Origin of the sequence: Prevotella sp. CAG:255, assembly GCF_000431195.1 — a bacterium.
Classification (GTDB): domain Bacteria; phylum Bacteroidota; class Bacteroidia; order Bacteroidales; family Bacteroidaceae; genus Prevotella; species Prevotella rara.
Window position 1 is genome coordinate 1 of sequence record NZ_HF986757.1, and the last position, 19,171, is coordinate 19,171.

The following is a 19,171-nucleotide window of genomic DNA, read 5'->3' on the forward strand; positions in this document are numbered from 1 at the left end:
AAGCATGCACCCGAAGAGGTGCTACTTTAAAACATGTTTTCTGAAAGAGTGCCTTTTTGTAAAAAGTATCACCACTTCGGGTGATTTTTCTCGTGCCTTTGCATCCGTGGGTGTGCCACCCACGGTTACGGAAGTGTAGCCCTTCGGGCATCTCTTAGCAAATGTGCCAGTTGATTTGTAAACCGACAGAACATTTGTCTTGCTGTTTTTTAAAACCGACGATTATCGGATTGCACAAAAAACTCTATGGTTTCCGGTCAGAAAACAGGCCGTTTATCACACAAAAGTGGCCGAGTTACGATGCAAAAACATATCACTAACAGTCTGAAACAAATACCAAGCCGGAGAGTTAACAATCATCAGCATTTCGATACAAATATATCAAATCAATAACATAAACAGCCGTAAAAGTTACGATTTTTACGGCTGCAAAACTACTCCTTCTCCAGAAGGAACATAAATGGTATAAAAAGGCGCTTTGCCCAGTCGGTCTCAGTATGAGCCATGCCTGCATAATAATTTGTTGTCCAATAAGGCACATGCCACCCTTTTCTGCGCAAGACATCGTCTATTTTCTGCTGATAAGGGGCATAATATGAGTCAAGAGTCTTGTCTCCATAATCTATGTATATCTTCGACCTGTTGGCCTCGGGCAGCTTTTCTTCAAGATATCTGCAAAATGCCGGAGCCGCAATCTCCGTATTACGGATGTTCATCAGCTTTGAGGTTACCATGAGCGTGTGCATCGAAAGACAAGCTGCACCGCCAAACACATCGGGGTATTCGCACAAGCCGTAGAGAGAAATCAGTCCGCCCATGCTTGACCCCATAAGAAAGGTGTGTTCACGGCCTTTATTTGTAGAGAAATTCTTGTCTATATATGGTTTCAGCTCATTTACGATGAACTTCAGATAGCTGTCTGCATTCATCCTCGAGGCGTCAAGTTCCTTGTCGAACTCACAAAATTCTGCTTCAGACATATAGTTAAGCGTCTTCTGCGGAAAATAATCGTGAAATCTGCTTTCAGCAATATTCCACACTCCTACAACTATGCAGTCTCGTATTTTGCCTTCAGCTATCAATGCCGAGACGTTCTCGTCAACCTTCCATTCCTGATGATTCCACGTTGTCTCCGCATCAAAAAGCATCTGCCCGTCGTGCATATACACAACATCGTATCTTTTCTGTGAAGAATAATTCTCAGGAACCCACACATAAACGTTTCTTGCCTGAATAAGTGAAGTGGGAAAATTCTTATACTCGTATAACTTTCCTCCGGAAACGCCGGCGTCGGCCACAACCATGCCATCGCCTGCCGCATTGGCGCACAGCATCTTTGTCAACAACAAAGCAATAAAAAGTTTTTTCATAATCTATATTTCATTCACTAAAAAACAATAGTTCCATGCAGACAATCGGATAAGGCAATAAAGCCATAGGGACATGAGTCCGACGCAACGAATTGCAAAATATACGATAACGAATCATCATGTTTTTCATCTGCGGCATCAAAGCGGCAGTATTATCATATAAGACATTTTAAGGGCAAGCCTCGCGAGCAAGGCCGCATCACTTCTTATTGCTGTATTTCTTTATGATACTGTATGCATTATACAGGCCTAATTCGCCCGCCTTGCTAAGGTCGCGTATGCCCTCTTCGGTTTTCTTCAAGTTAATGTTTGCAATGCCCCGGTTATAATATGCCTCAGCAAAATTGGGATCAAGCTCAATGGCCTTTGTATAGTCAGCAACAGCCTTAACATAGTCTTTACTTACAGCATGCAGATTGCCGCGGTCGTAATATACATAGGGATTGTGCGGGCTCAGGCTTATCGCCTTGTCGAGGTCGGCCATGGCATTCAGCGTCAGCAGTCCGACATCCTTACCTTGCGATGCCTCAAACTCGTTCATGCGGGCCTGACACACCGCACGCTGCCAATAAGCCATGGCAGATGTGCTGTCGGTACTGATATAAACAGTCAGGTCGCTTATAGCGTCGGCATAATTCTGCACCACGGTATTTGCCACGGCACGCTGAATAAGAAGTCCATTCTCCTTAGCAATGTTACGTGATGCGCCGATAGCCGCCGACAACGAGTCGATTACAGCAAACACGGCCTTATTCTCGTCTTCGGTAAGGGTCTTTACATCACAGCGTACATACAACTTGCGCAAAGGCTTCTGCCTGAGGTTGAACTGCTCCACATCGCGGTCGTATGCCTGATAAGACTTTACGCCGTTGTCATACTGGCTGAACGACAGCTGGAACATTGGCAGGAACACGGCGTCAATCTTACGGTTCTGCACACGTCCGCGGTATGACGAAGAGTATTCATGAGTGACGGCATTGTCGTCTGCCACTACAAGCTGGTTATACTTGTCGAAATCAATCTCGCTCTTCTTGCGCACCTCGTGCTTTTTCTTCTTGCTCCAGCGCGGCTGAACACCATAATGCTTGTTCATCTGCGCCTTGAATATGCGGAACTCGTCAAGTTCGGCCTTGGCCGTCATACCAAGTTTACGGTAGCATCTTGCACGGCTGTTAAGACCAACCCAGAAATTAGGATACTGGTTGATGATAGTGGTATAGTCGCGTATGGCTCCCCGTATGTTTCCGGTGCGCTCGAGCAGTATGGCGCGGTTGTAAATGGCCATCACATTGTTGGGCTCCATGCTTATAACATAGTCGAAGTCTTCAATGGCCCTGTTGTCATCACCTACCATCACACGCAGCTGGCCACGGTTGTAATGGGCAAGAAAGTTGTTGGGATCAATCTCTATGGCCTTGTCGTAGTCGGCCATGGCACCTCGCAGATTATTATAGTTATAACGGGCCAAGGCACGGTTAACATAATTGTTGGCCGTATTGGGCTTAAGATGTATGGCCTTGGACAGCTGTGCGTCGGCGTCTTTCCATTTCTGCTGCGAAAGACTTATCATGGCACGCATTGTCCATGCGTCGCCGTCGTAAGGGTCAAGTTCAAGACTCTTGTCAAGATATTTGGCACAGCCCACGGTGTCTTTCTGCTGGAGGCAGACCTCGGCCTTAAGTGAATACGTCTTCGAATAATTCTTCCACATATTCATCATCGAGTCGAGATCGGCGTTGGCCTTGTCGTAGTCCTTCTCCTCTATCCTGCACAACACACGATTATACCACAGATTCTTGCTGTAAGGATTAAATTCGAGCGTCTTGTCATAGTCGGATATTGCCTCGCTAAACCTGTTTTGCTTGATAAAGCACAAGCCTCTGAGTTCATAGATGTCAGACACATAAGGATTTATCCTGATGGCCTCAGTACAGTCTTTTTCCGCACCGACATAGTCATCAAGATAAAACTTTGCCACAGCCCTGAAAAACCACGGTTCATAAAGATAAGGCTTAGAAAGGATGGCCTGATTAAAGTATTGTATGGAGAGAACGTAATCCTCGTAATAAAGCGCGCTCCTGCCGACATCAATGAGCCGGTCGGTACGAAACTGTGCCGACGCTCCTACAGATGCCAATAATAGCAGCAGCGATATTACGAACTTACGCATAACAACCTCTCAGAATAAACTACAAATACCTACAAGCCAAAAAATCAGACGAAAAGCCGGAAGGGCTTATCGTCTGGCAACCTTAGTGCGATAGCTGCAGCGGAAACGTCCCTGCAGAATAGCCTTCAGCTTGCTCTTTATCAGCTGACGGCGCAAAGGCGACACACGGTCGATAAACATCTTTGCGTCGAGATGATCAAACTCGTGCTGCATAACACGGGCAAGATAACCCTCAACCCACTCGTCGTGCTCATTGAAATCGGCATCCATATACTTAACATGTATGCGTGTTGCACGCTTTACGCTCTCATGGATGCCAGGGATTGAGAGGCAGCCCTCTTCCATTGAAACGACCTCGCTGTCGTCAACCTCAACAATATGGGGGTTGATGTAAGCACGGCGGAAGTCCTCGTATTCAGGATATTCTTCCGACAAGACGTCAAGGTCGATAACAGCCAGACGTATATTAAGTCCCACCTGAGGAGCAGCCAGTCCGACACCGTCTGACTCGGTAAGCGTCTCGAACATATTGTCTATGAGCTCCTTCAAGCCCGGATAATCAGCATTAATATCCTGTGACTCCTTACGCAGCACAGGATGTCCGTAAATATATATAGGTAATATCATTATCTTCTTCTAACAGATTCTAAATAGCTTTGCAATATTATCGTGGCACTTATCTCATCGACAAGCGCCTTGTTCTGCCGTGCTTTTTTATGCAGACCGCCGTCAATCATCGCCCTGTGAGCCAGCACGGAAGTAAAACGTTCATCATAAAATTCAATCGGGATTTCAGGATAAGCCTTGCGCCAGCGGTTTACAAACTGTACCACTCTTGCCATATTCTCACTTGGCCTTCCGTCCGGTTGTTTAGGCTCACCTATTACAATCCGCTCAACGGGTTCTTTTTTAATATAATCCGTCAAAAAGCTGAACAGTTCAGACGTGGCAACTGTTACCAGTCCGCCTGCTATAATCTGAGCCGGATCGGTAACAGCCAGTCCTGTCCGTTTCTTGCCGTAATCAATCGACAGTATACGGGCCACAATTATTTCTGATTAAACAGTAACCATGCGTCAGGATACTCAGAACGCAATTCGTTACGGCTACGCACAGCGTCGGTCTTGATGTCGAACGTACCGGCAACGACACGATACATCTGATTTGAAGAATTGTATGCGATCTGTGCATCATAGCCACGGCTCTTCAGCGTGCTCTGCAATCCTTCAGCGTTAGCCTGTACAGAGAAAGAACCTACAACGACGCTGAAGTTTTTAAGTCCTGCACCGCTGACAACAGACAGGCTCTCCTGACGTACAGGCACATTGTCTACATTGTCAACAACAACCGTTTCTGTTGCAGGCTTCTCAACAACCGGAGTAACAACAGCTATCTCCTCGCTGCCTTGATTCTGAACTGCAGTCTGCTCTTCCTGAGCCTTAGCTTTCTCATAAGCTTTTCTGTAAGCGCTCTCTGATGATTTACAACCAGTGAATGCCAACGCCACACAAAGGCCGGCGCACAATACAGTGTACTTTTTCATAATTTCCCTTATCTTATTATTTAGAAATTAAACATATTTTCTACGTAATATTGTGCGAAATTACACAAAAACAGCCAAAAACTCTGACAAACCGCACATAAAGTTTGTTAAATAAAAGAAATACGCCCTTTCAGACAAAAAAAACCGGTAAAAACGTTGGTATTTAAGAAATAATCATTAAATTTGCTTACGAACAAAATCAAAGCACCAACGGCAGAAAAGCCTAAACAAAGACGACTGCCCACATGCCGAGAGAAATAAAATTATTATTCACATAATTAAAAATCAAAATTTATGAAAACACTAGGTTACATCGGCGCATTCTTAGGAGGCGCAATCGCCGGAGCTGCAGTAGGTCTGCTTCTGGCACCCGAAAGAGGAAAAGACACTCGCGAGAAAATAACTGACGCAATTGACGATTTCTGCCAAAAGCACAATATCAAGCTGAGCCGCAAAGAAATGAGCGACCTCGCATCAGATATTAAAGACGCAGCTGAGGCTGAAGAAGTTTAACAAACAGCTGACAAATGTTCTCAAGCGATAAAAACATTGAAACAATAGGCCAACTGGTAGAGTTGGTGAAACATCGTATCGGGCTTCAGGGTGAATACCTGAAGCTCGAAATTACAGAAAAGACAGTGAGGCTGATTACTGCCATACTGCTCTTTACGCTGTTTTCGCTGATACTCATCGCAATACTCATATATGTGTCGTTTGCCATCGTATTTGCAATGGCGCCGTCTATGGGTTTCCCTGCCGCATTCGGAATAATGGCATCGTTCTACATATTAATCTTTGTATTGCTGACAATTTTCAGAAAAAGCCTAATAGAGAAACCGCTCGTAAGATTCATAACCAGTCTGTTAACAGAATAAGCACATGGACAACGCCACAAAACCACAGACATACAACAGCATAAGCGAAATAAGAGAACGCAAAGAGGCCATTCTTGCTGAAATGAGAAAAGACAATGCCGACATTGGCAAAAAATGGAAAAGCTTGTTTCAGAAATCACCAGAAAGAAAGAAGGGCATCACCGTGGCGTCTGTAATAAGCACAGGGACGGGTCTTATCGACGGTTTCTTGTTCGTATGGAAGATATACCGCAAATTCAAGAAACGGTAACATATCTGGCAGTATCATTTTCACACAACGGCCATCCTGCATATCTGTTTTGTACAGAATATGCAGCATGCGTGCAAACCGTTTTCATGCAAGCACCGGCACAAAAACCAAGGATTTAAGTATGTATTTACATACGACACCAGATATTAAGCCACAACCGGCCATTATGCCATATACGGCTTAATCACGCAAGCAAGCCGACATCTTCTGCCGTCTTTTTGTTTTCTATTGTGTCTTTTTCCGTTTTTTCCTGATGCCACCCACTACTCCTGCAAAAAATCTAATGAAAATCAGCTCAATATAAAACAAAATTAAGACCGAATCCTAAACCGATTTGGGTCCAAAAAGGAAAGACACAATACGCAAACAATAAATCCATGCAGAAATCATACTCATGACAACGCCATGACAACGTCCGGCTAACCATCAAAATATTTAAGTTTCGTCTGACTGCATACACAAAGAAAAGAACATTGAACATAAAAAATTTAAGCCAGCACCGGCCTGCTTATAACACGCAAAAAGCACGCCTCTACTGACTTAAACCCGTGTCCCTAAAACTTACGGACACAAAAAAAGGAGTACCGCTGTACTCCAACCTTGTTAACCTTAAATCTAATACTATGAAAAACACGATGCAAAGGTATGCATTAAATCCCATACTTCCAAATATCAGTGTAAAAAATACATCCTATTTATACACTTTTAACACTTTAAGCTCATTTTAGGGGCTAAATCTCAATAATCTGACCATCGTAAGCCAAATTTATATCTTCAGGCAATATGCCGTTAGTCTCACTATGCAGGCCGATATCATGCCCCATATGCGTAAAATATGTATGTTCAGCACCTACCCTTCTTGCAAAGGCAATTGCGTCTGCAACAGTCTGATGGGAATGATGTTCGGGGGCAAAGCGCAGCGCATTGACAACAAGCGTCTTTATCCCGCTGAAATAAGAAAATTCGCTCTCGCTGATTGTCTTCATGTCTGTTATGTAAAGCAGGCGGCCTATTCTGTATCCAAGAATTGGCATCTTGTCGTGCATCACCTTTACAGGCATAATATCAAAATCTCCAATGCGCAATGACTCATGGGGCTCTATTGTGTTGAGATTAATCTTCGGCACACCAGGATATTTGTTTTCATCAAAACAATAAGGCATTGTATGCATCAGTCCGTCGGCGGTATGCTTATCGGAATAGACATTAACCTCTCCGAACTGGCAGAACGGGCGGAGATCATCTAATCCGCCAACATGGTCATAATGAATATGGGTCAGCAATACGGCATCAATCTTTCTGAACTCAAGTCCAAGCATCTGCTCCCTGAAGTCAGGGCCACAGTCGATAACAACTCTTGTATTGTCCGTTTCAATCATGGCAGACGCCCTCAGGCGCTTGTCATGCGGATCATTACTCGTACAGACCTTGCACTTGCAGCCTATAGTCGGCACTCCAACCGAAGTACCCGTTCCAAGAAAAGTGAGTTTCATTGTCAGATTATATTCACTTCTGGAACAATATCAATGCCAAACTTGTCCTTCACGTCACGCTTTATGGCATCACAGAGTGCAACAATATCCTTACCCTCGGCACCGCCTCTGTTGACAAGCACCAGCGCCTGACGCGAATGAACGCCCGCCTTACCGAGAGACTTGCCCTTCCAGCCGCATTGGTCAATCATCCATCCGGCAGGAATTTTCTCATTATTATCATCAACGCTATAATGAGGCACATTGCCTAACCTGGCCACAAGTTCCTCATATTTTGCTTTCGGTACAACAGGATTCATAAAGAAGCTTCCGGCATTGCCTTCAATCTTCGGATCAGGAAGTTTCTCGTTACGTATGTCAATTATCACGTTGCGGAGCTGCTCTGCCGTAGGAACCTTTATGTTGCGCTTCTCGAGTTCAGCCCTTATATTGCCATAATCAAGGCATGGACAGAACACTTCTGAAAGTTTGTAGGTTACATATGTTATCACGAAGCGGGTGCGCCACTCGCCCTTGAACTTGCTCTTGCGGTAAGCATATTCACATTCTTCGTTTGTAAACTCACACATCTTTCCGGTCTGCAGGTCCACGGCCTCAACCTTCAAAATTATGTCCTTAGCCTCAGCTCCATAAGCGCCTATGTTCTGCACGGCAGACGCGCCTACATCACCGGGAATAAGCGAAAGATTCTCTGCTCCGTACATACGGTTGGACACGCAAAGGCTCACTATGTCGTCCCACACCTCTCCGCTGCCGCAACGCAACATTATGCCTTCGTCCGTCTGGACGGCGACATGGCCCTTTATAGCCGAATGCAGCACTGTGCCTTCATAATCGGCCGTAAATAACATATTGCTGCCGCCACCAAGCACCAGCAACGGCTTGTCAGCGTCTGTAAGCGAATTTACGATCTGCAACAATTCGTCTACACTCTCAAACTCTATAAAACGGCGACACTTTACATCTATACCGAATGTATTGTGCTCCTTGAGATTAAAATCGTAAAAATCTTTCACTTAAATCTTAATTTTAAAATCCTACAACAAAAATATCCGGCATGACAATACATGTCTTATTCAGACAGCTTTGTCAGTTTCCAGTTTCCTCCGATACGCTTGAACGTCAGCTGCATTTCCATACCATTGGCTATTCCGCGCATAACAAAAATCTTCTGGCGTCCCTCGGTATATTTCTGTCCATACATTATATTGTATATGAAGTCGGCAGGGAGTTCCGGCGCAAAGGCCGGCCATGTGCCCGGATCAATCTCGCCTGTCATTGTGCTGAAATCATCGTCAGGGTCAGGTCCGGTAAAAACAACAGGATTGTTCAGGCTCTCAACCTGGAAAGCAGAGTCGGTGACAAAACGCTGATAAAATGCGAGGAATGAGGCATTTGTGTTCTGATACATGGCGTTGGTCTGAATAGACTCAAGCATCCATTGGCCGTTTTGTCTTTCAAACATGTACTTTTTCACTTTTTTCCTTTTCAAGTACACTTTTTCTACCACGACATTGTTTATCGACGTATCTTTAACAACGTTCATCTGCCGCGTATTGTCGAAGATAAGCGTATAATAACCCTGATTCATGAAGAAATGCTCCATTTTCCATTTTGACTTCTGGATATAGGACACTTTCTTTCCGTCTACAACCTTCAATGGGAAAACAATACGCTTCATCTGCAACTTGCGGTTTGCCGCAAAGTTAAAAATAAAGTCGTCAAACAATTCGTCGGCGGCCTTAGGCATCTGCTGCTCAGAAATCAGCTGATCCATGGTGTCTACAGCCGTAGTGTCGGGAACAGAATCAACAACAAGTGTGTCTGCCGCAGGCTTCTTGTCCGTACATCCCGTTGTCCACATCATTGTAGAAACACAGAATGCACAAATTACAAAGACTGATACAACCCCTTTTTTCATAATTTTACTACTCCTTTCGTAAGTAACAATCTCTCAAAATTTGCGCAAAAGTACAACTTTATTTTGATTTATGACATTATTCAATGTAAAAATGTTACCTTTGCAGCAATATTTTAATACGCATATAAATTTATCGTTAACATGATACTCGACAAAATTGAGAAACTTCTTGAAGAAGTAAAAGGTCTTACGGTCTCTAATGCCGAAGAGATTGAGGCAATGAGACTGAAATACCTTAGCAAGAAAGGCGAAATTAATGCCCTTATGGCCGACTTCCGCAATGTGCCGGCAGAACAGAAAAAAGAGGTCGGAATAAAAATCAACGAACTTAAGCAAACTGCACTTGAGCGCATCAACTCGCTTAGAGAACAGTTTGAGACTGCCGAAGCTCAGGACGACGACCTCGACCTTACACGCACAGCTTATCCGATAGAGCTGGGCACACGCCACCCGCTCACCATCGTAAAGAATGAGATCATCAACATCTTCTCACGCATGGGCTTCACCCTTGCCGACGGTCCTGAAGTTGAAGACGACCTGCACGTGTTCACAAAGATGAACTTTGCCGCCGACCATCCGGCACGCGACATGCAGGACACATTCTTCGTAGAATCTAATCCGGATGACGTAACAAAGAACATTCTGCTCAGAAGCCATACCAGCTCTGTACAGGCACGCGTGATGGAGACAACACAGCCGCCTATCAGAATTATCTGTCCTGGACGCGTTTACCGCAATGAGGCAATCACTGCGCGCGCCCACTGCTTCTTCCACCAGATTGAAGGTCTTTACATAGACAAAAACGTATCGTTCACCGACCTTAAGCAAGTGCTGCTGACATTTGCACGCGAGCTGTTCGGTCCAGACACCAAAATACGCCTGCGCCCAAGCTACTTCCCGTTCACAGAGCCTAGTGCCGAGATGGACATATCATGTCACATATGCGGCGGCAAGGGATGCGGATTCTGCAAACACACAGGATGGGTGGAAATCCTTGGATGCGGAATGGTAGACCCCAACGTGCTTGAGCTGTGCGGCATAGACAGCAAAGTGTACAGCGGTTATGCCTTCGGACTCGGTGTGGAGCGCATAACCAACCTGAAATATCAGGTGTCAGACCTCCGCATGTTCTCTGAAAACGATGTAAGATTCTTAAGAGAATTTGAATCGGCCAACTGATAGAATATAACGACATTTCAAGGAGGTGAAAAGTAAAAACGACTTTCACCTCCTTCGTTTTTATCCCTTTATGCCTGTCTGGCAGATGCCATAAACCCTTAAATCAGTTATCAACATGAAAGAGCGCCTTTTCACACGCAGTTATATGTTCATCCTGGCAGCCAACTTCCTTCTGTTCTTCGGCTTCTGGCTGCTAATACCTATTCTTCCGTTTTATCTCAAAGAAACATACAACTGCCCTGAAGCCATGCTTGGTGCCATACTGTGCTGCTACACGGTCAGCGGCCTGTGCGTCCGCCCGTTCTCGGGCTTTCTGATGGACAAGTTTCCGCGCAAGCCTATCTACATTCTCTGTTATTTTGTCTGCGCCTCAATATTCCTCGGCTACATGACGGCAGGAGTGCTTACATGGTTCATCGTGCTGCGCGCTCTCCACGGCATAGCCTTCAGCAGCGTAACCGTAGGAGGCAATACGCTCTGCGTTGACATAACGCCCAGCAGCAGGCGCGGCGAAGCCCTGGGGTATTATGGACTGACCAATAACACGGCAATGGCTCTTGGCCCTATGACCGGTCTATTCATGCACGACCACGTTAGCTATGAGGGCATCTTCATCACAGGCATGCTGTTCAGCTTAGTCGGACTGCTATGCGCAATATGCGTAAAGGCACGCACCCCGGAATCGATAAAAAACAGGCAACAGGAAAAACCACAGGCAGAAACAGCTACCACAAACAGCAAGCTCTCGCTCGACCGCTTTATCCTTATAAAAGGCATACCCGTAAGCATAGCCTTGCTGATGCTGTCGATACCTTATGGTGCCACAACCAACTTCGTTGCAATGTATGCCCGCGAAATTCATCTCGATGTGCCTTCGGGTTTCTTCTTTACACTCATGGCCGTAGGCATGGGAGCATCGCGCCTTGTTGCAGGCAAGAAAGTTGACCAAGGCTATATCACACAGTGCATACACGTGGGGCTCTACCCTGTCATCCTTGCCTTCTTCATGCTAAGCATGTGCCGCTTCATTGCTCCAGAGAGCATGAACGCAGCCGAATGGATTTTCTTTGCCGTGCCGCTGCTTCTCGGCATAGGGTTCGGCATTATCTTCCCGGCAATGAACACGCTCTACATCAACCTTGCACCCAACAACCAGCGCGCCACGGCCACAAGCACTTATCTTACGGCATGGGACGTAGGCATTGGTATCGGTATATTAAGCAGTGGAGTAATAGCCCAGCACTTCACATTTTATATGGTATATCTTATAGGTTCTGTTCTCTGCACTGTCTCACTGATATTCTTTGTATGCAAAGTTACTCCACATTACAACAAAAATAAGCTGAGATAACACTGATTTTACGCTTTCATCAGAAAGCTGTATAAATGAAGGAAAAAAACGTAAAAAAGCGCATTTAAAGTATATTCATTTTTATATTGCAAAGAGATAGTTTCTGCAATGTAAAAGACAATAATAATGCAGTATATAAAAAGACAAAGGGATTAAAGTCATCACAAAAGGAATGGCTTTAACCCCTACTATTATCAAAAGCTCTTTTAACAGGGAAAAATGCCGAAAGGGCTATCTGTATACAAAATAGCTGCAGTTTTTTCCTTGCGCATATTTCTCGAACAGTCTTACAAGAAATTCGGCGTTGGCCCTTACATTATCTTCATTACCGTCGTATCCGTTGATAAGCACCAGCACATTTTTAGTGGACATCTCCATCTTTGTGCGCTCGTTGTCGCTTGTAGGAGTGCCCACACCTCCTGCGGCATCACGATACACGGGCAGTCCGGCTATGTTGAGCATTCCGCGGCCTATACCCTCATAAGGTTCGCCTTCACGCCCGACACCGAGCGTGAGCGTGTCGCCGACAAACTTGTCTGCGTCAAAGCCACCGATGCTGTAGCCATAGGCAATGCTTGCAAGATTTACAAGGTCTACCAACGTGTCAATCTGATATAGAGCCTTGCCCTGAAGCATTCGCCTTATCAGAGCCTCTGAAGCCGGACGATAGCGGCTGGGATCCTTGCCGCAGGCACGATACACGCGGCGTGTGGCCTCAATTCCGGATATATGCTTTATTGTCTCCGTGGTGTATCCGGCACGATACTTTGCCCCCCACTCTTCTATTTCTTTCCAAAGGTCCTCGTTATATTTCGTGTTTACGACCTCTGCGCTAACTGCCGCACCTACAAAGCCTGGGCAGACGCTCTCTATCTCTTCTGAAACCAATACTTTCATCTTCAGTTATTTTTATACTTCAGTCAATTGTCAAACTTAATTATCGCTATGCTTTAATCCTGTCAGGAATGCCCCAGTCAAGACGTTATGACAACATTTTAACCGCGCACAACCTTTCATCATCGCTAAACGTGGCACATCCTTACAGACAAAGAACAAGTAACTAAGTCCATTATTCTATCATCTTAAGGAACGTCTCTTCGTCCACAATCTGTATGCCAAGCTTTTCGGCTTTCTGCAGTTTTGCCGGTCCCATGTTCTCGCCTGCCAATATAAACGATGTCTTGCCGCTTATGCTGCCTACATTTTTACCACCGTTCTGCTCTATCATCTGTTTATATTCGTCGCGGCTATGATGTGCAAACACGCCACTTATAACAATGCTTTTTCCGGCCAATTTGTCGGTAGCCGACGACATCTGCTCTTCGCTCAGCGCCATCTGCAGCCCGTATCCGCGCAAGCGCTCTACTATCTGCATCGTTACTGGGTTTCTGAAATAGGTCATAACGCTCTTGGCTATAACCTCGCCTACACCCTCCACCTCCAAAAGGTCTTGAAGGCTTGCCGCGGCAAGGGCATCTATAGTCTTGAAATGGCGGGCAAGCAGGCGTGCCGTTGTCTCGCCTACAAATCTTATTCCGAGCGCAAAGACCACACGTTCAAACGGCACTTGCTTAGATGCCTCAATGCCGTTTACAATCTTCTCGGCCGACTTCTGACGGCTGCCGTCGCCGTTTATCTGCTGCACTTCAATGTCATACAGGTCGGCAACATTACGAACAAGTCCGTGTCTATAGAAATCGTCAACGGTCTCAGGTCCAATACTGTCTATGTTCATTGCCTTGCGCGAGATGAAATGCTCAATGCGCCCCTTTATCTGAGGAGGGCATCCGGCATCATTAGGACAATAATATGCGGCTTCGCCCTCATACCTTACCAACTTGGCTCCACACTCAGGACAGTGGGTTACAAATGTCACTGGCTGGGCTATAATCGGGCGCTGCTCAATGTCAACACCGACAATCTTAGGAATAATCTCGCCACCTTTTTCAACATACACATAATCACCTATATGCAGGTCAAGGCTGCGTATAAAGTCTTCGTTGTTGAGCGTAGCACGCCTTACGGTTGTTCCGGCCAGTTGAACAGGCTCCATATTGGCTACAGGAGTAACAGCTCCGGTACGCCCCACCTGAAATGTCACTTCATTAAGACGTGTACAGGCTCTTTCTGCCTTAAATTTATAGGCTATGGCCCAGCGCGGATTCTTAGCAGTATAGCCAAGAGCTCTCTGTTGTCTGAGTGAGTTCACCTTCAGCACAATGCCGTCTGTTGCCACAGGCAGGTTTTTACGCTCTGTATCCCAATAGTCAATAAAGTCATAAATCTCCTGCAGCGTCTTCACCTTACGCATTCCTTCACTTATCTTAAAGCCCCACTCACGTGCCTTTTCAAGATTCTCATAATGGCCGTCGCCGGGCAGTTCGTCGCCAAGCAGATAATAGAGGTATGCATCTAGGTTGCGACTCGCCACCAAAGCAGAGTTCTGACTCTTAAGCGTTCCGCTTGCCGCATTACGCGGATTGGCAAACAGAGGTTCTTCGGCAGCCTCACGTTCCTGATTAAGTCTTTCAAACACGTTCCAAGGCATAAGAATTTCGCCCCTTATCTCAAACTCCTTAGGCCAGTCGCCATCTTTCAACACCAGCGGTATCGACCTTATCGTCTTTACGTTGGCTGTCACATCGTCGCCATGAACGCCGTCGCCACGCGTCACTCCTCTAACCAGTTTGCCGTCTTCATAGGTAAGAGATATAGACAAACCGTCATATTTCAGTTCACAGCATATTTCAAAGTCTTCATCGTTAAGCCCTTTCTTAACGCTGTTATAGAAGTCGGCCACTTCCTCCTGGCTGTATGTGTTAGCCAGCGACAGCATTGGATATTTATGCGTAACCTGCGTAAACTCCTGATTAATGTCGCTGCCCACCCGTTGTGTAGGCGAATTGGGGTCGAACATGTCCTCATGACGTGCCTCCAGTTCCTGCAGTTCCTTCATCATGAAGTCAAACTCCTGGTCGCTTATTTCAGGTTGGTTAAGCACATAATACTTATAATTATGTTCGTGCAGTTCCTTTCTGAGCTGCAATATTCTCTGTCTTTCGTCTGTCATAAACTTAAATATATTCTAAAAACAATGCAACGCAAACCGACAACAGCCATTATCGTGCTTGCTTATATATAGCCGCATATATCTTATGCAAAGATGATGCAAGTGAGAGCAAAGGCACCATGCTCGCTTGGATGACTATGCCGAGCGCAGCTATATCTTATGCAAAGATAATGCAAATTTTCGCAAAACAGCAATGTAGTTTCTATCTAAAATAAATTAAATAATAAATCACCGCACAGCAATAACACAACAAATTTATATATAGAAGAAATAAATGTCATTAACAAAACGCCCATAAAAGTTATCAAGTACAAATAAATTTAATATCTTTGCAACAGCAAAGCATAGAATTGTTCAACAATATGAAATGGCAAGTATGCATATAGCAATGCCCAACGAATAGCAACCCGACAAACGCTATATCGTTTCTTTGACAGACTTATATTATAAGTTTGTCCATTATTATTTTATCATTATCCATAATTATAAATCTACAAGATGTTACGCTGCAGAAAACGGCATAACTTATTGTGTCATATTTGTTTGAACAAATGAATTATACATACAAAAAAATATGGCTCATCGCTTTCCCTGTGATGATGAGTATCTTTATCGAACAACTGATAAACATAACAGACGCTTTGTTCTTGGGACATGTAGGCGATGTGGAATTAGGTGCATCTGCACTTGCGGGAATATGGTTTCTGGCAATATATATGCTCGGTTTTGGGTTCAGTTTAGGCCTACAAGTAGTTATCGCCCGCCGTAATGGAGAACAACGGTATGCAGAAACAGGAAAGACATTATCGCAAGGGCTCTTTTTTCTGTCCGTTCTGGCAATCATCATTTATCTATCGTCAAAGATATTCTCTCCCGTTATATTGAAGAATCTGATTAGTTCGGATGACGTCTATAATGCAATTATGAGTTATCTTGACTGGCGTATTTTTGGATTGTTTTTCTCTTTTCCCTTTTTAGCCCTACGTTCATTTCTAGTAGGCATTACACAGACAAAGGCTCTGAATATTGCAGCTTTAACTGCTGTATTTATGAACATTCCTATGAACTGGCTCCTTATATTCAAATTTAACATGGGGATATCAGGAGCAGCTGCGGCATCGTCATTTTCAGAAATGTGTTCACTCATCGTATTGACTGCATATATATTACGGCATATTGACAAAAACATGTATGGCTTATGTTTTGCCTTTGATCTGAAAATACTGAAAGAAGTCTTTTTTGTTTCGATATGGAGTATGTTACAATATTTTACAAGCGTAGCCATTTGGTTTCTGTTCTTTCTGGCTATTGAACATTTAGGAGAAACAGAACTGGCCGTATCAAATATAATAAGAAGCATATCCGCACTATTTTCCGTTATTGTCAACGCATTAGCCGGCGTGACAAGTTCGCTTGTAAGTAACTTAATCGGTACCGGTGAAAAGAAGAATGTATTTCCTCTTTGTAACAGAATTATCCGTATTGGATATACAGCAGGCAGTCCACTGGTTATTCTTGCATTGCTCTTTCATCATTATATAATAATGGCTTACACGGACAATCAGGTAATCATGCAAGCTGCATTACAGCCATTCATTGTCATGCTGCTGAATTATTTCTTTGCATTACCCGGCTATGTATATCTGAACGCTGTTACAGGAACAGGAGCTACGCGTACGGTATTCGTATTTCAGATGACTACTACCGTCGTCTACCTGTTTTCATTATGGACATTAGGACATTGCTGTGTCCCGTTAGCTGCTTATTGGGCCGTGGAATATTTATTTGTAATATTACTCGGCACACAATCTGTCATTTATTTGAAATATAAACAATACTAAAAATTTAAAGTGATGATGAATAAGATATATCCTCACAAAGGTGACAAGCAAACCGTTTATCTGAACTCTGTTATTAAAGACCCGTCCATTATTGTCGGCGATTATACCATCTATAATGACTTTGTTTCCGACCCGATACATTTCGAGAAAAATAATGTACTATACCATTATCCGATTAATCGAGAGCGGCTTATAATCGGCAAATTCTGCTCCATTGCCTGTGGTACAAAATTCCTGTTCAACTGTGCTAACCATACGCTAAAATCTTTATCTACATATACATTCCCGTTGTTTTATGATGAATGGAACTTAGAAAAATCAGATGTGGCAAAAGCATGGGAGAACAAAGGTGATATCATTATAGGAAATGACGTATGGATTGGCTATGAAGCCGTCATCATGGCAGGCGTCAACATTGGCGACGGTGCAATTATCGCGGCTCATGCTGTCGTTACAAAAGATGTGGCTCCATATACAATAGTGGGCGGAGTTCCTGCCCGACCTATACGCAAACGGTTTGACGATGGAGTAATACAAAAACTTGAAACATTAAAATGGTGGGAATGGCCAATAAACAAGATTCGCCAATGTCTGCCACATATTATTAATGGAGATATTGACGAATTACTTAAATATCAAAAAAATGAATATTTTAAGAGATAAATAGTCACAATAACGCGACACCAGAAATTAATCACTGAAACATGGCTGAAAACTCATTGATTTTCATATAAAAACTCAATGAGTTTAAGGTCATATTTCAGTGGATTTTAAAATTTAATTTATCAGACCGATATTAAAATATAAAGCCCATTGAAAATAAAATAATTTCAATAATTTTGAATTCATCATGAATTGGTGTATCTTTGCATAAAATATTGCTGCGCAGGCTAAATAACAACATAAAGTTATTATTAGTTATGCTTTGGACTTGAAACATGCCGTAACTTTATATGACGAGAGAGAAATATATGTCTATGCAGAACTTTAAATAAAGACAAACACTACGCGAAAAAAACGCGAAACGAAATAATAAAAACAATCTAAAACAAAAGCAAAAACATGAAAAGTGATCCTAAAGAGTGCCTTTATTGCCAAAACAATGAGACACAGCACGAACTGATGATTGAAGTAGCCAAACTTAGTGTGTCGCGCCTCTTTATCTTTAAGGAGCAGACATATCACGGACGTTGTCTCGTGGCTTACAAAGACCATGTGGACGACCTCAACCTTTTGAGTGATGAGGACAGAAACGCTTTTATGGCAGACGTGGCAAAAGTGACAAGAGCCATGCAGAAGGTGTTCAATCCTGACAAAATAAACTATGGTGCATATTCAGACACGCTGTCGCACTTACACTTCCACCTGATTCCTAAATATGTAGGCGGACCTGACTTTGGCGGAGTGTTTCAGATGAATCCAAAGAAGGTTTATCTAACAGACGAAGAATATGCCGACATGGCTGAAAAGCTGAAAAAAGAGTTGTAATAAACATAACACAAATGCCGCCTGTAAGACAATAGAAAATAAAACCTACAGGCGGCATTTACAATATACAATTATACTGCAAGACACGTATTTGCACTACAGTATCAATTAAGCATCAAATACTTTTGGCTACAACGATAAAGTACCGACATTTAAAATTTCATTCATCTAAACATATCAGCGTTTATCGGCAACACCAAAATCGATCCATCTTTCCTGCGAATAGTTCTGCTTGATTATTTTCTTATAGTTAAAGAATGAATCTTTCACTACATTTAGAATACTATTCATATTCTTAACCTTAACAGAAAGTTCTTCCCGCAGCTTGTCGCACTCTGCATTTATTTCAACAAGCTTACAAAGTTCTACGTCCATTGCATTCAGTTCTGCTTCCGTTACGCCTCTATCAGACAATACATTGATGTTTCTACGAAAGCCGGTTATGAGCATTCGGCTCTTTTCTATTTGCTGCTCTATCGTTTTTGACATAATGATAAACAATTAGTTACATGATTAATAAATAATTAGATTCCTTGCAAATTTTCATCACAAAATTAATAAAAAAAGGCTTTCAGACGACATAACAGACATATGTCTTTTTAGAAATTTTAATCTTAAAG

At 43.6% G+C, this 19,171-nt stretch carries 19 protein-coding genes; 8 read left to right on the forward strand and 11 right to left on the reverse strand.

What is annotated here, in order from left to right:
• Nucleotides 1-434: 434 nt before the first annotated feature.
• From QVO66_RS00230 to QVO66_RS00250, 5 genes are all read right to left on the reverse strand, one after another.
• Complete coding sequence (locus QVO66_RS00230) at nt 435-1,370, reverse strand: alpha/beta hydrolase (protein WP_021853344.1); 936 nt, start codon at nt 1,368-1,370, stop codon at nt 435-437.
• Between the two features lie 199 nt (nt 1,371-1,569).
• Nucleotides 1,570-3,540 (reverse strand): tetratricopeptide repeat protein, encoded by a 1,971-nt coding sequence (locus tag QVO66_RS00235; protein ID WP_021853345.1) that lies wholly within the window; start codon nt 3,538-3,540, stop codon nt 1,570-1,572.
• 66 nt (nt 3,541-3,606) lie between these two features.
• A complete protein-coding gene (gene def / locus QVO66_RS00240) occupies nt 3,607-4,167 on the reverse strand; it encodes a peptide deformylase (RefSeq protein ID WP_021853346.1) in 561 nt (186 codons plus the stop codon).
• Complete coding sequence (gene ruvX, locus QVO66_RS00245) at nt 4,167-4,586, reverse strand: Holliday junction resolvase RuvX (RefSeq protein WP_021853347.1); 420 nt, start codon at nt 4,584-4,586, stop codon at nt 4,167-4,169. Before ruvX ends, def begins: the two co-directional genes overlap by 1 nt.
• Before the next feature lie 2 nt (nt 4,587-4,588).
• Nucleotides 4,589-5,083, reverse strand: a complete 495-nt coding sequence (locus tag QVO66_RS00250) for an SPOR domain-containing protein (RefSeq protein ID WP_021853348.1) — start codon at nt 5,081-5,083, stop codon at nt 4,589-4,591.
• A gap of 294 nt (nt 5,084-5,377) precedes the next feature.
• Between QVO66_RS00250 and QVO66_RS00255 the strand changes: the two genes are divergently transcribed.
• From QVO66_RS00255 to QVO66_RS00265, 3 genes are read left to right on the forward strand one after another with little or no spacing between them, the layout of a single operon-like run.
• Nucleotides 5,378-5,596, forward strand: a complete 219-nt coding sequence (locus QVO66_RS00255; protein ID WP_021853349.1) for a YtxH domain-containing protein — start codon at nt 5,378-5,380, stop codon at nt 5,594-5,596.
• A 14-nt stretch (nt 5,597-5,610) separates the two neighbouring features.
• Nucleotides 5,611-5,958: a phage holin family protein gene (locus QVO66_RS00260; RefSeq protein ID WP_021853350.1), complete on the forward strand. Its 348-nt coding sequence runs from the start codon at nt 5,611-5,613 to the stop codon at nt 5,956-5,958.
• Between the two features lie 4 nt (nt 5,959-5,962).
• Nucleotides 5,963-6,208 (forward strand): hypothetical protein, encoded by a 246-nt coding sequence (locus QVO66_RS00265; RefSeq protein WP_021853351.1) that lies wholly within the window; start codon nt 5,963-5,965, stop codon nt 6,206-6,208.
• A 731-nt stretch (nt 6,209-6,939) separates the two neighbouring features.
• Here the strand turns inward: QVO66_RS00265 and QVO66_RS00270 are convergent.
• Genes QVO66_RS00270 through QVO66_RS00280 form a run of 3 tightly spaced genes read right to left on the reverse strand, consistent with a single transcriptional unit; the run spans nt 6,940 to nt 9,622 of the window.
• Nucleotides 6,940-7,701: an MBL fold metallo-hydrolase gene (locus QVO66_RS00270; RefSeq protein ID WP_021853352.1), complete on the reverse strand. Its 762-nt coding sequence runs from the start codon at nt 7,699-7,701 to the stop codon at nt 6,940-6,942.
• Between the two features lie 2 nt (nt 7,702-7,703).
• Nucleotides 7,704-8,717, reverse strand: coding sequence for a UDP-N-acetylmuramate dehydrogenase (gene murB / locus QVO66_RS00275; protein ID WP_021853353.1), 1,014 nt, complete (start codon nt 8,715-8,717; stop codon nt 7,704-7,706).
• 56 nt (nt 8,718-8,773) lie between these two features.
• Nucleotides 8,774-9,622 carry a DUF4348 domain-containing protein gene (locus QVO66_RS00280; RefSeq protein ID WP_021853354.1) on the reverse strand — a complete coding sequence of 283 codons (849 nt, stop codon included), beginning with the start codon at nt 9,620-9,622 and terminating at the stop codon, nt 8,774-8,776.
• 141 nt (nt 9,623-9,763) lie between these two features.
• On the opposite strand from QVO66_RS00280, the gene pheS reads away from it, so the two are divergent.
• Together pheS and QVO66_RS00290 are read left to right on the forward strand one after the other, a co-directional pair.
• Nucleotides 9,764-10,801 carry a phenylalanine--tRNA ligase subunit alpha gene (gene pheS / locus QVO66_RS00285; protein WP_021853355.1) on the forward strand — a complete coding sequence of 346 codons (1,038 nt, stop codon included), beginning with the start codon at nt 9,764-9,766 and terminating at the stop codon, nt 10,799-10,801.
• Nucleotides 10,802-10,916: 115 nt separating this feature from the next.
• On the forward strand, nt 10,917-12,152 hold the full coding sequence (locus QVO66_RS00290) for an MFS transporter (protein WP_021853356.1): 1,236 nt from the start codon (nt 10,917-10,919) through the stop codon (nt 12,150-12,152).
• A 231-nt stretch (nt 12,153-12,383) separates the two neighbouring features.
• Here the strand turns inward: QVO66_RS00290 and QVO66_RS00295 are convergent, their stop codons facing one another.
• Nucleotides 12,384-13,049, reverse strand: a complete 666-nt coding sequence (locus QVO66_RS00295; RefSeq protein ID WP_021853357.1) for a B3/B4 domain-containing protein — start codon at nt 13,047-13,049, stop codon at nt 12,384-12,386.
• Between the two features lie 172 nt (nt 13,050-13,221).
• Entirely contained in the window at nt 13,222-15,222 is a 2,001-nt protein-coding gene (gene ligA, locus QVO66_RS00300) for an NAD-dependent DNA ligase LigA (protein ID WP_021853358.1), read from the reverse strand.
• A gap of 551 nt (nt 15,223-15,773) precedes the next feature.
• Between ligA and QVO66_RS00305 the strand changes: the two genes are divergently transcribed.
• The 3 genes from QVO66_RS00305 to QVO66_RS00315 all read left to right on the forward strand — a co-directional run bounded on the left by QVO66_RS00305 (nt 15,774) and on the right by QVO66_RS00315 (nt 18,551).
• Nucleotides 15,774-17,063, forward strand: coding sequence for an MATE family efflux transporter (locus tag QVO66_RS00305; protein WP_288172392.1), 1,290 nt, complete (start codon nt 15,774-15,776; stop codon nt 17,061-17,063).
• 12 nt (nt 17,064-17,075) lie between these two features.
• A complete protein-coding gene (locus QVO66_RS00310) occupies nt 17,076-17,726 on the forward strand; it encodes a CatB-related O-acetyltransferase (protein WP_288172393.1) in 651 nt (216 codons plus the stop codon).
• Nucleotides 17,727-18,125: 399 nt separating this feature from the next.
• On the forward strand, nt 18,126-18,551 hold the full coding sequence (locus QVO66_RS00315) for an HIT family protein (RefSeq protein ID WP_021853361.1): 426 nt from the start codon (nt 18,126-18,128) through the stop codon (nt 18,549-18,551).
• Between the two features lie 177 nt (nt 18,552-18,728).
• Here QVO66_RS00315 and QVO66_RS00320 read toward each other — a convergent pair whose 3' ends face one another.
• Nucleotides 18,729-19,001, reverse strand: a complete 273-nt coding sequence (locus QVO66_RS00320) for a hypothetical protein (protein ID WP_288172394.1) — start codon at nt 18,999-19,001, stop codon at nt 18,729-18,731.
• Nucleotides 19,002-19,171 lie beyond the last annotated feature (170 nt).

Coding starts and splice junctions, on each gene's coding strand:
- QVO66_RS00230 (WP_021853344.1), bottom strand. CDS start 1,370: ATGAAAAAACTTTTTATTGCTTTGTTGTTGACAAAGATGCTGTGCGCC.
- QVO66_RS00235 (WP_021853345.1), bottom strand. CDS start 3,540: ATGCGTAAGTTCGTAATATCGCTGCTGCTATTATTGGCATCTGTAGGA.
- def (WP_021853346.1), bottom strand. CDS start 4,167: ATGATATTACCTATATATATTTACGGACATCCTGTGCTGCGTAAGGAG.
- QVO66_RS00250 (WP_021853348.1), bottom strand. CDS start 5,083: ATGAAAAAGTACACTGTATTGTGCGCCGGCCTTTGTGTGGCGTTGGCA.
- QVO66_RS00255 (WP_021853349.1), top strand. CDS start 5,378: ATGAAAACACTAGGTTACATCGGCGCATTCTTAGGAGGCGCAATCGCC.
- QVO66_RS00260 (WP_021853350.1), top strand. CDS start 5,611: ATGTTCTCAAGCGATAAAAACATTGAAACAATAGGCCAACTGGTAGAG.
- QVO66_RS00265 (WP_021853351.1), top strand. CDS start 5,963: ATGGACAACGCCACAAAACCACAGACATACAACAGCATAAGCGAAATA.
- QVO66_RS00270 (WP_021853352.1), bottom strand. CDS start 7,701: ATGAAACTCACTTTTCTTGGAACGGGTACTTCGGTTGGAGTGCCGACT.
- QVO66_RS00280 (WP_021853354.1), bottom strand. CDS start 9,622: ATGAAAAAAGGGGTTGTATCAGTCTTTGTAATTTGTGCATTCTGTGTT.
- pheS (WP_021853355.1), top strand. CDS start 9,764: ATGATACTCGACAAAATTGAGAAACTTCTTGAAGAAGTAAAAGGTCTT.
- QVO66_RS00290 (WP_021853356.1), top strand. CDS start 10,917: ATGAAAGAGCGCCTTTTCACACGCAGTTATATGTTCATCCTGGCAGCC.
- QVO66_RS00295 (WP_021853357.1), bottom strand. CDS start 13,049: ATGAAAGTATTGGTTTCAGAAGAGATAGAGAGCGTCTGCCCAGGCTTT.
- ligA (WP_021853358.1), bottom strand. CDS start 15,222: ATGACAGACGAAAGACAGAGAATATTGCAGCTCAGAAAGGAACTGCAC.
- QVO66_RS00305 (WP_288172392.1), top strand. CDS start 15,774: ATGAATTATACATACAAAAAAATATGGCTCATCGCTTTCCCTGTGATG.
- QVO66_RS00310 (WP_288172393.1), top strand. CDS start 17,076: ATGATGAATAAGATATATCCTCACAAAGGTGACAAGCAAACCGTTTAT.
- QVO66_RS00315 (WP_021853361.1), top strand. CDS start 18,126: ATGAAAAGTGATCCTAAAGAGTGCCTTTATTGCCAAAACAATGAGACA.
- QVO66_RS00320 (WP_288172394.1), bottom strand. CDS start 19,001: ATGCTCATAACCGGCTTTCGTAGAAACATCAATGTATTGTCTGATAGA.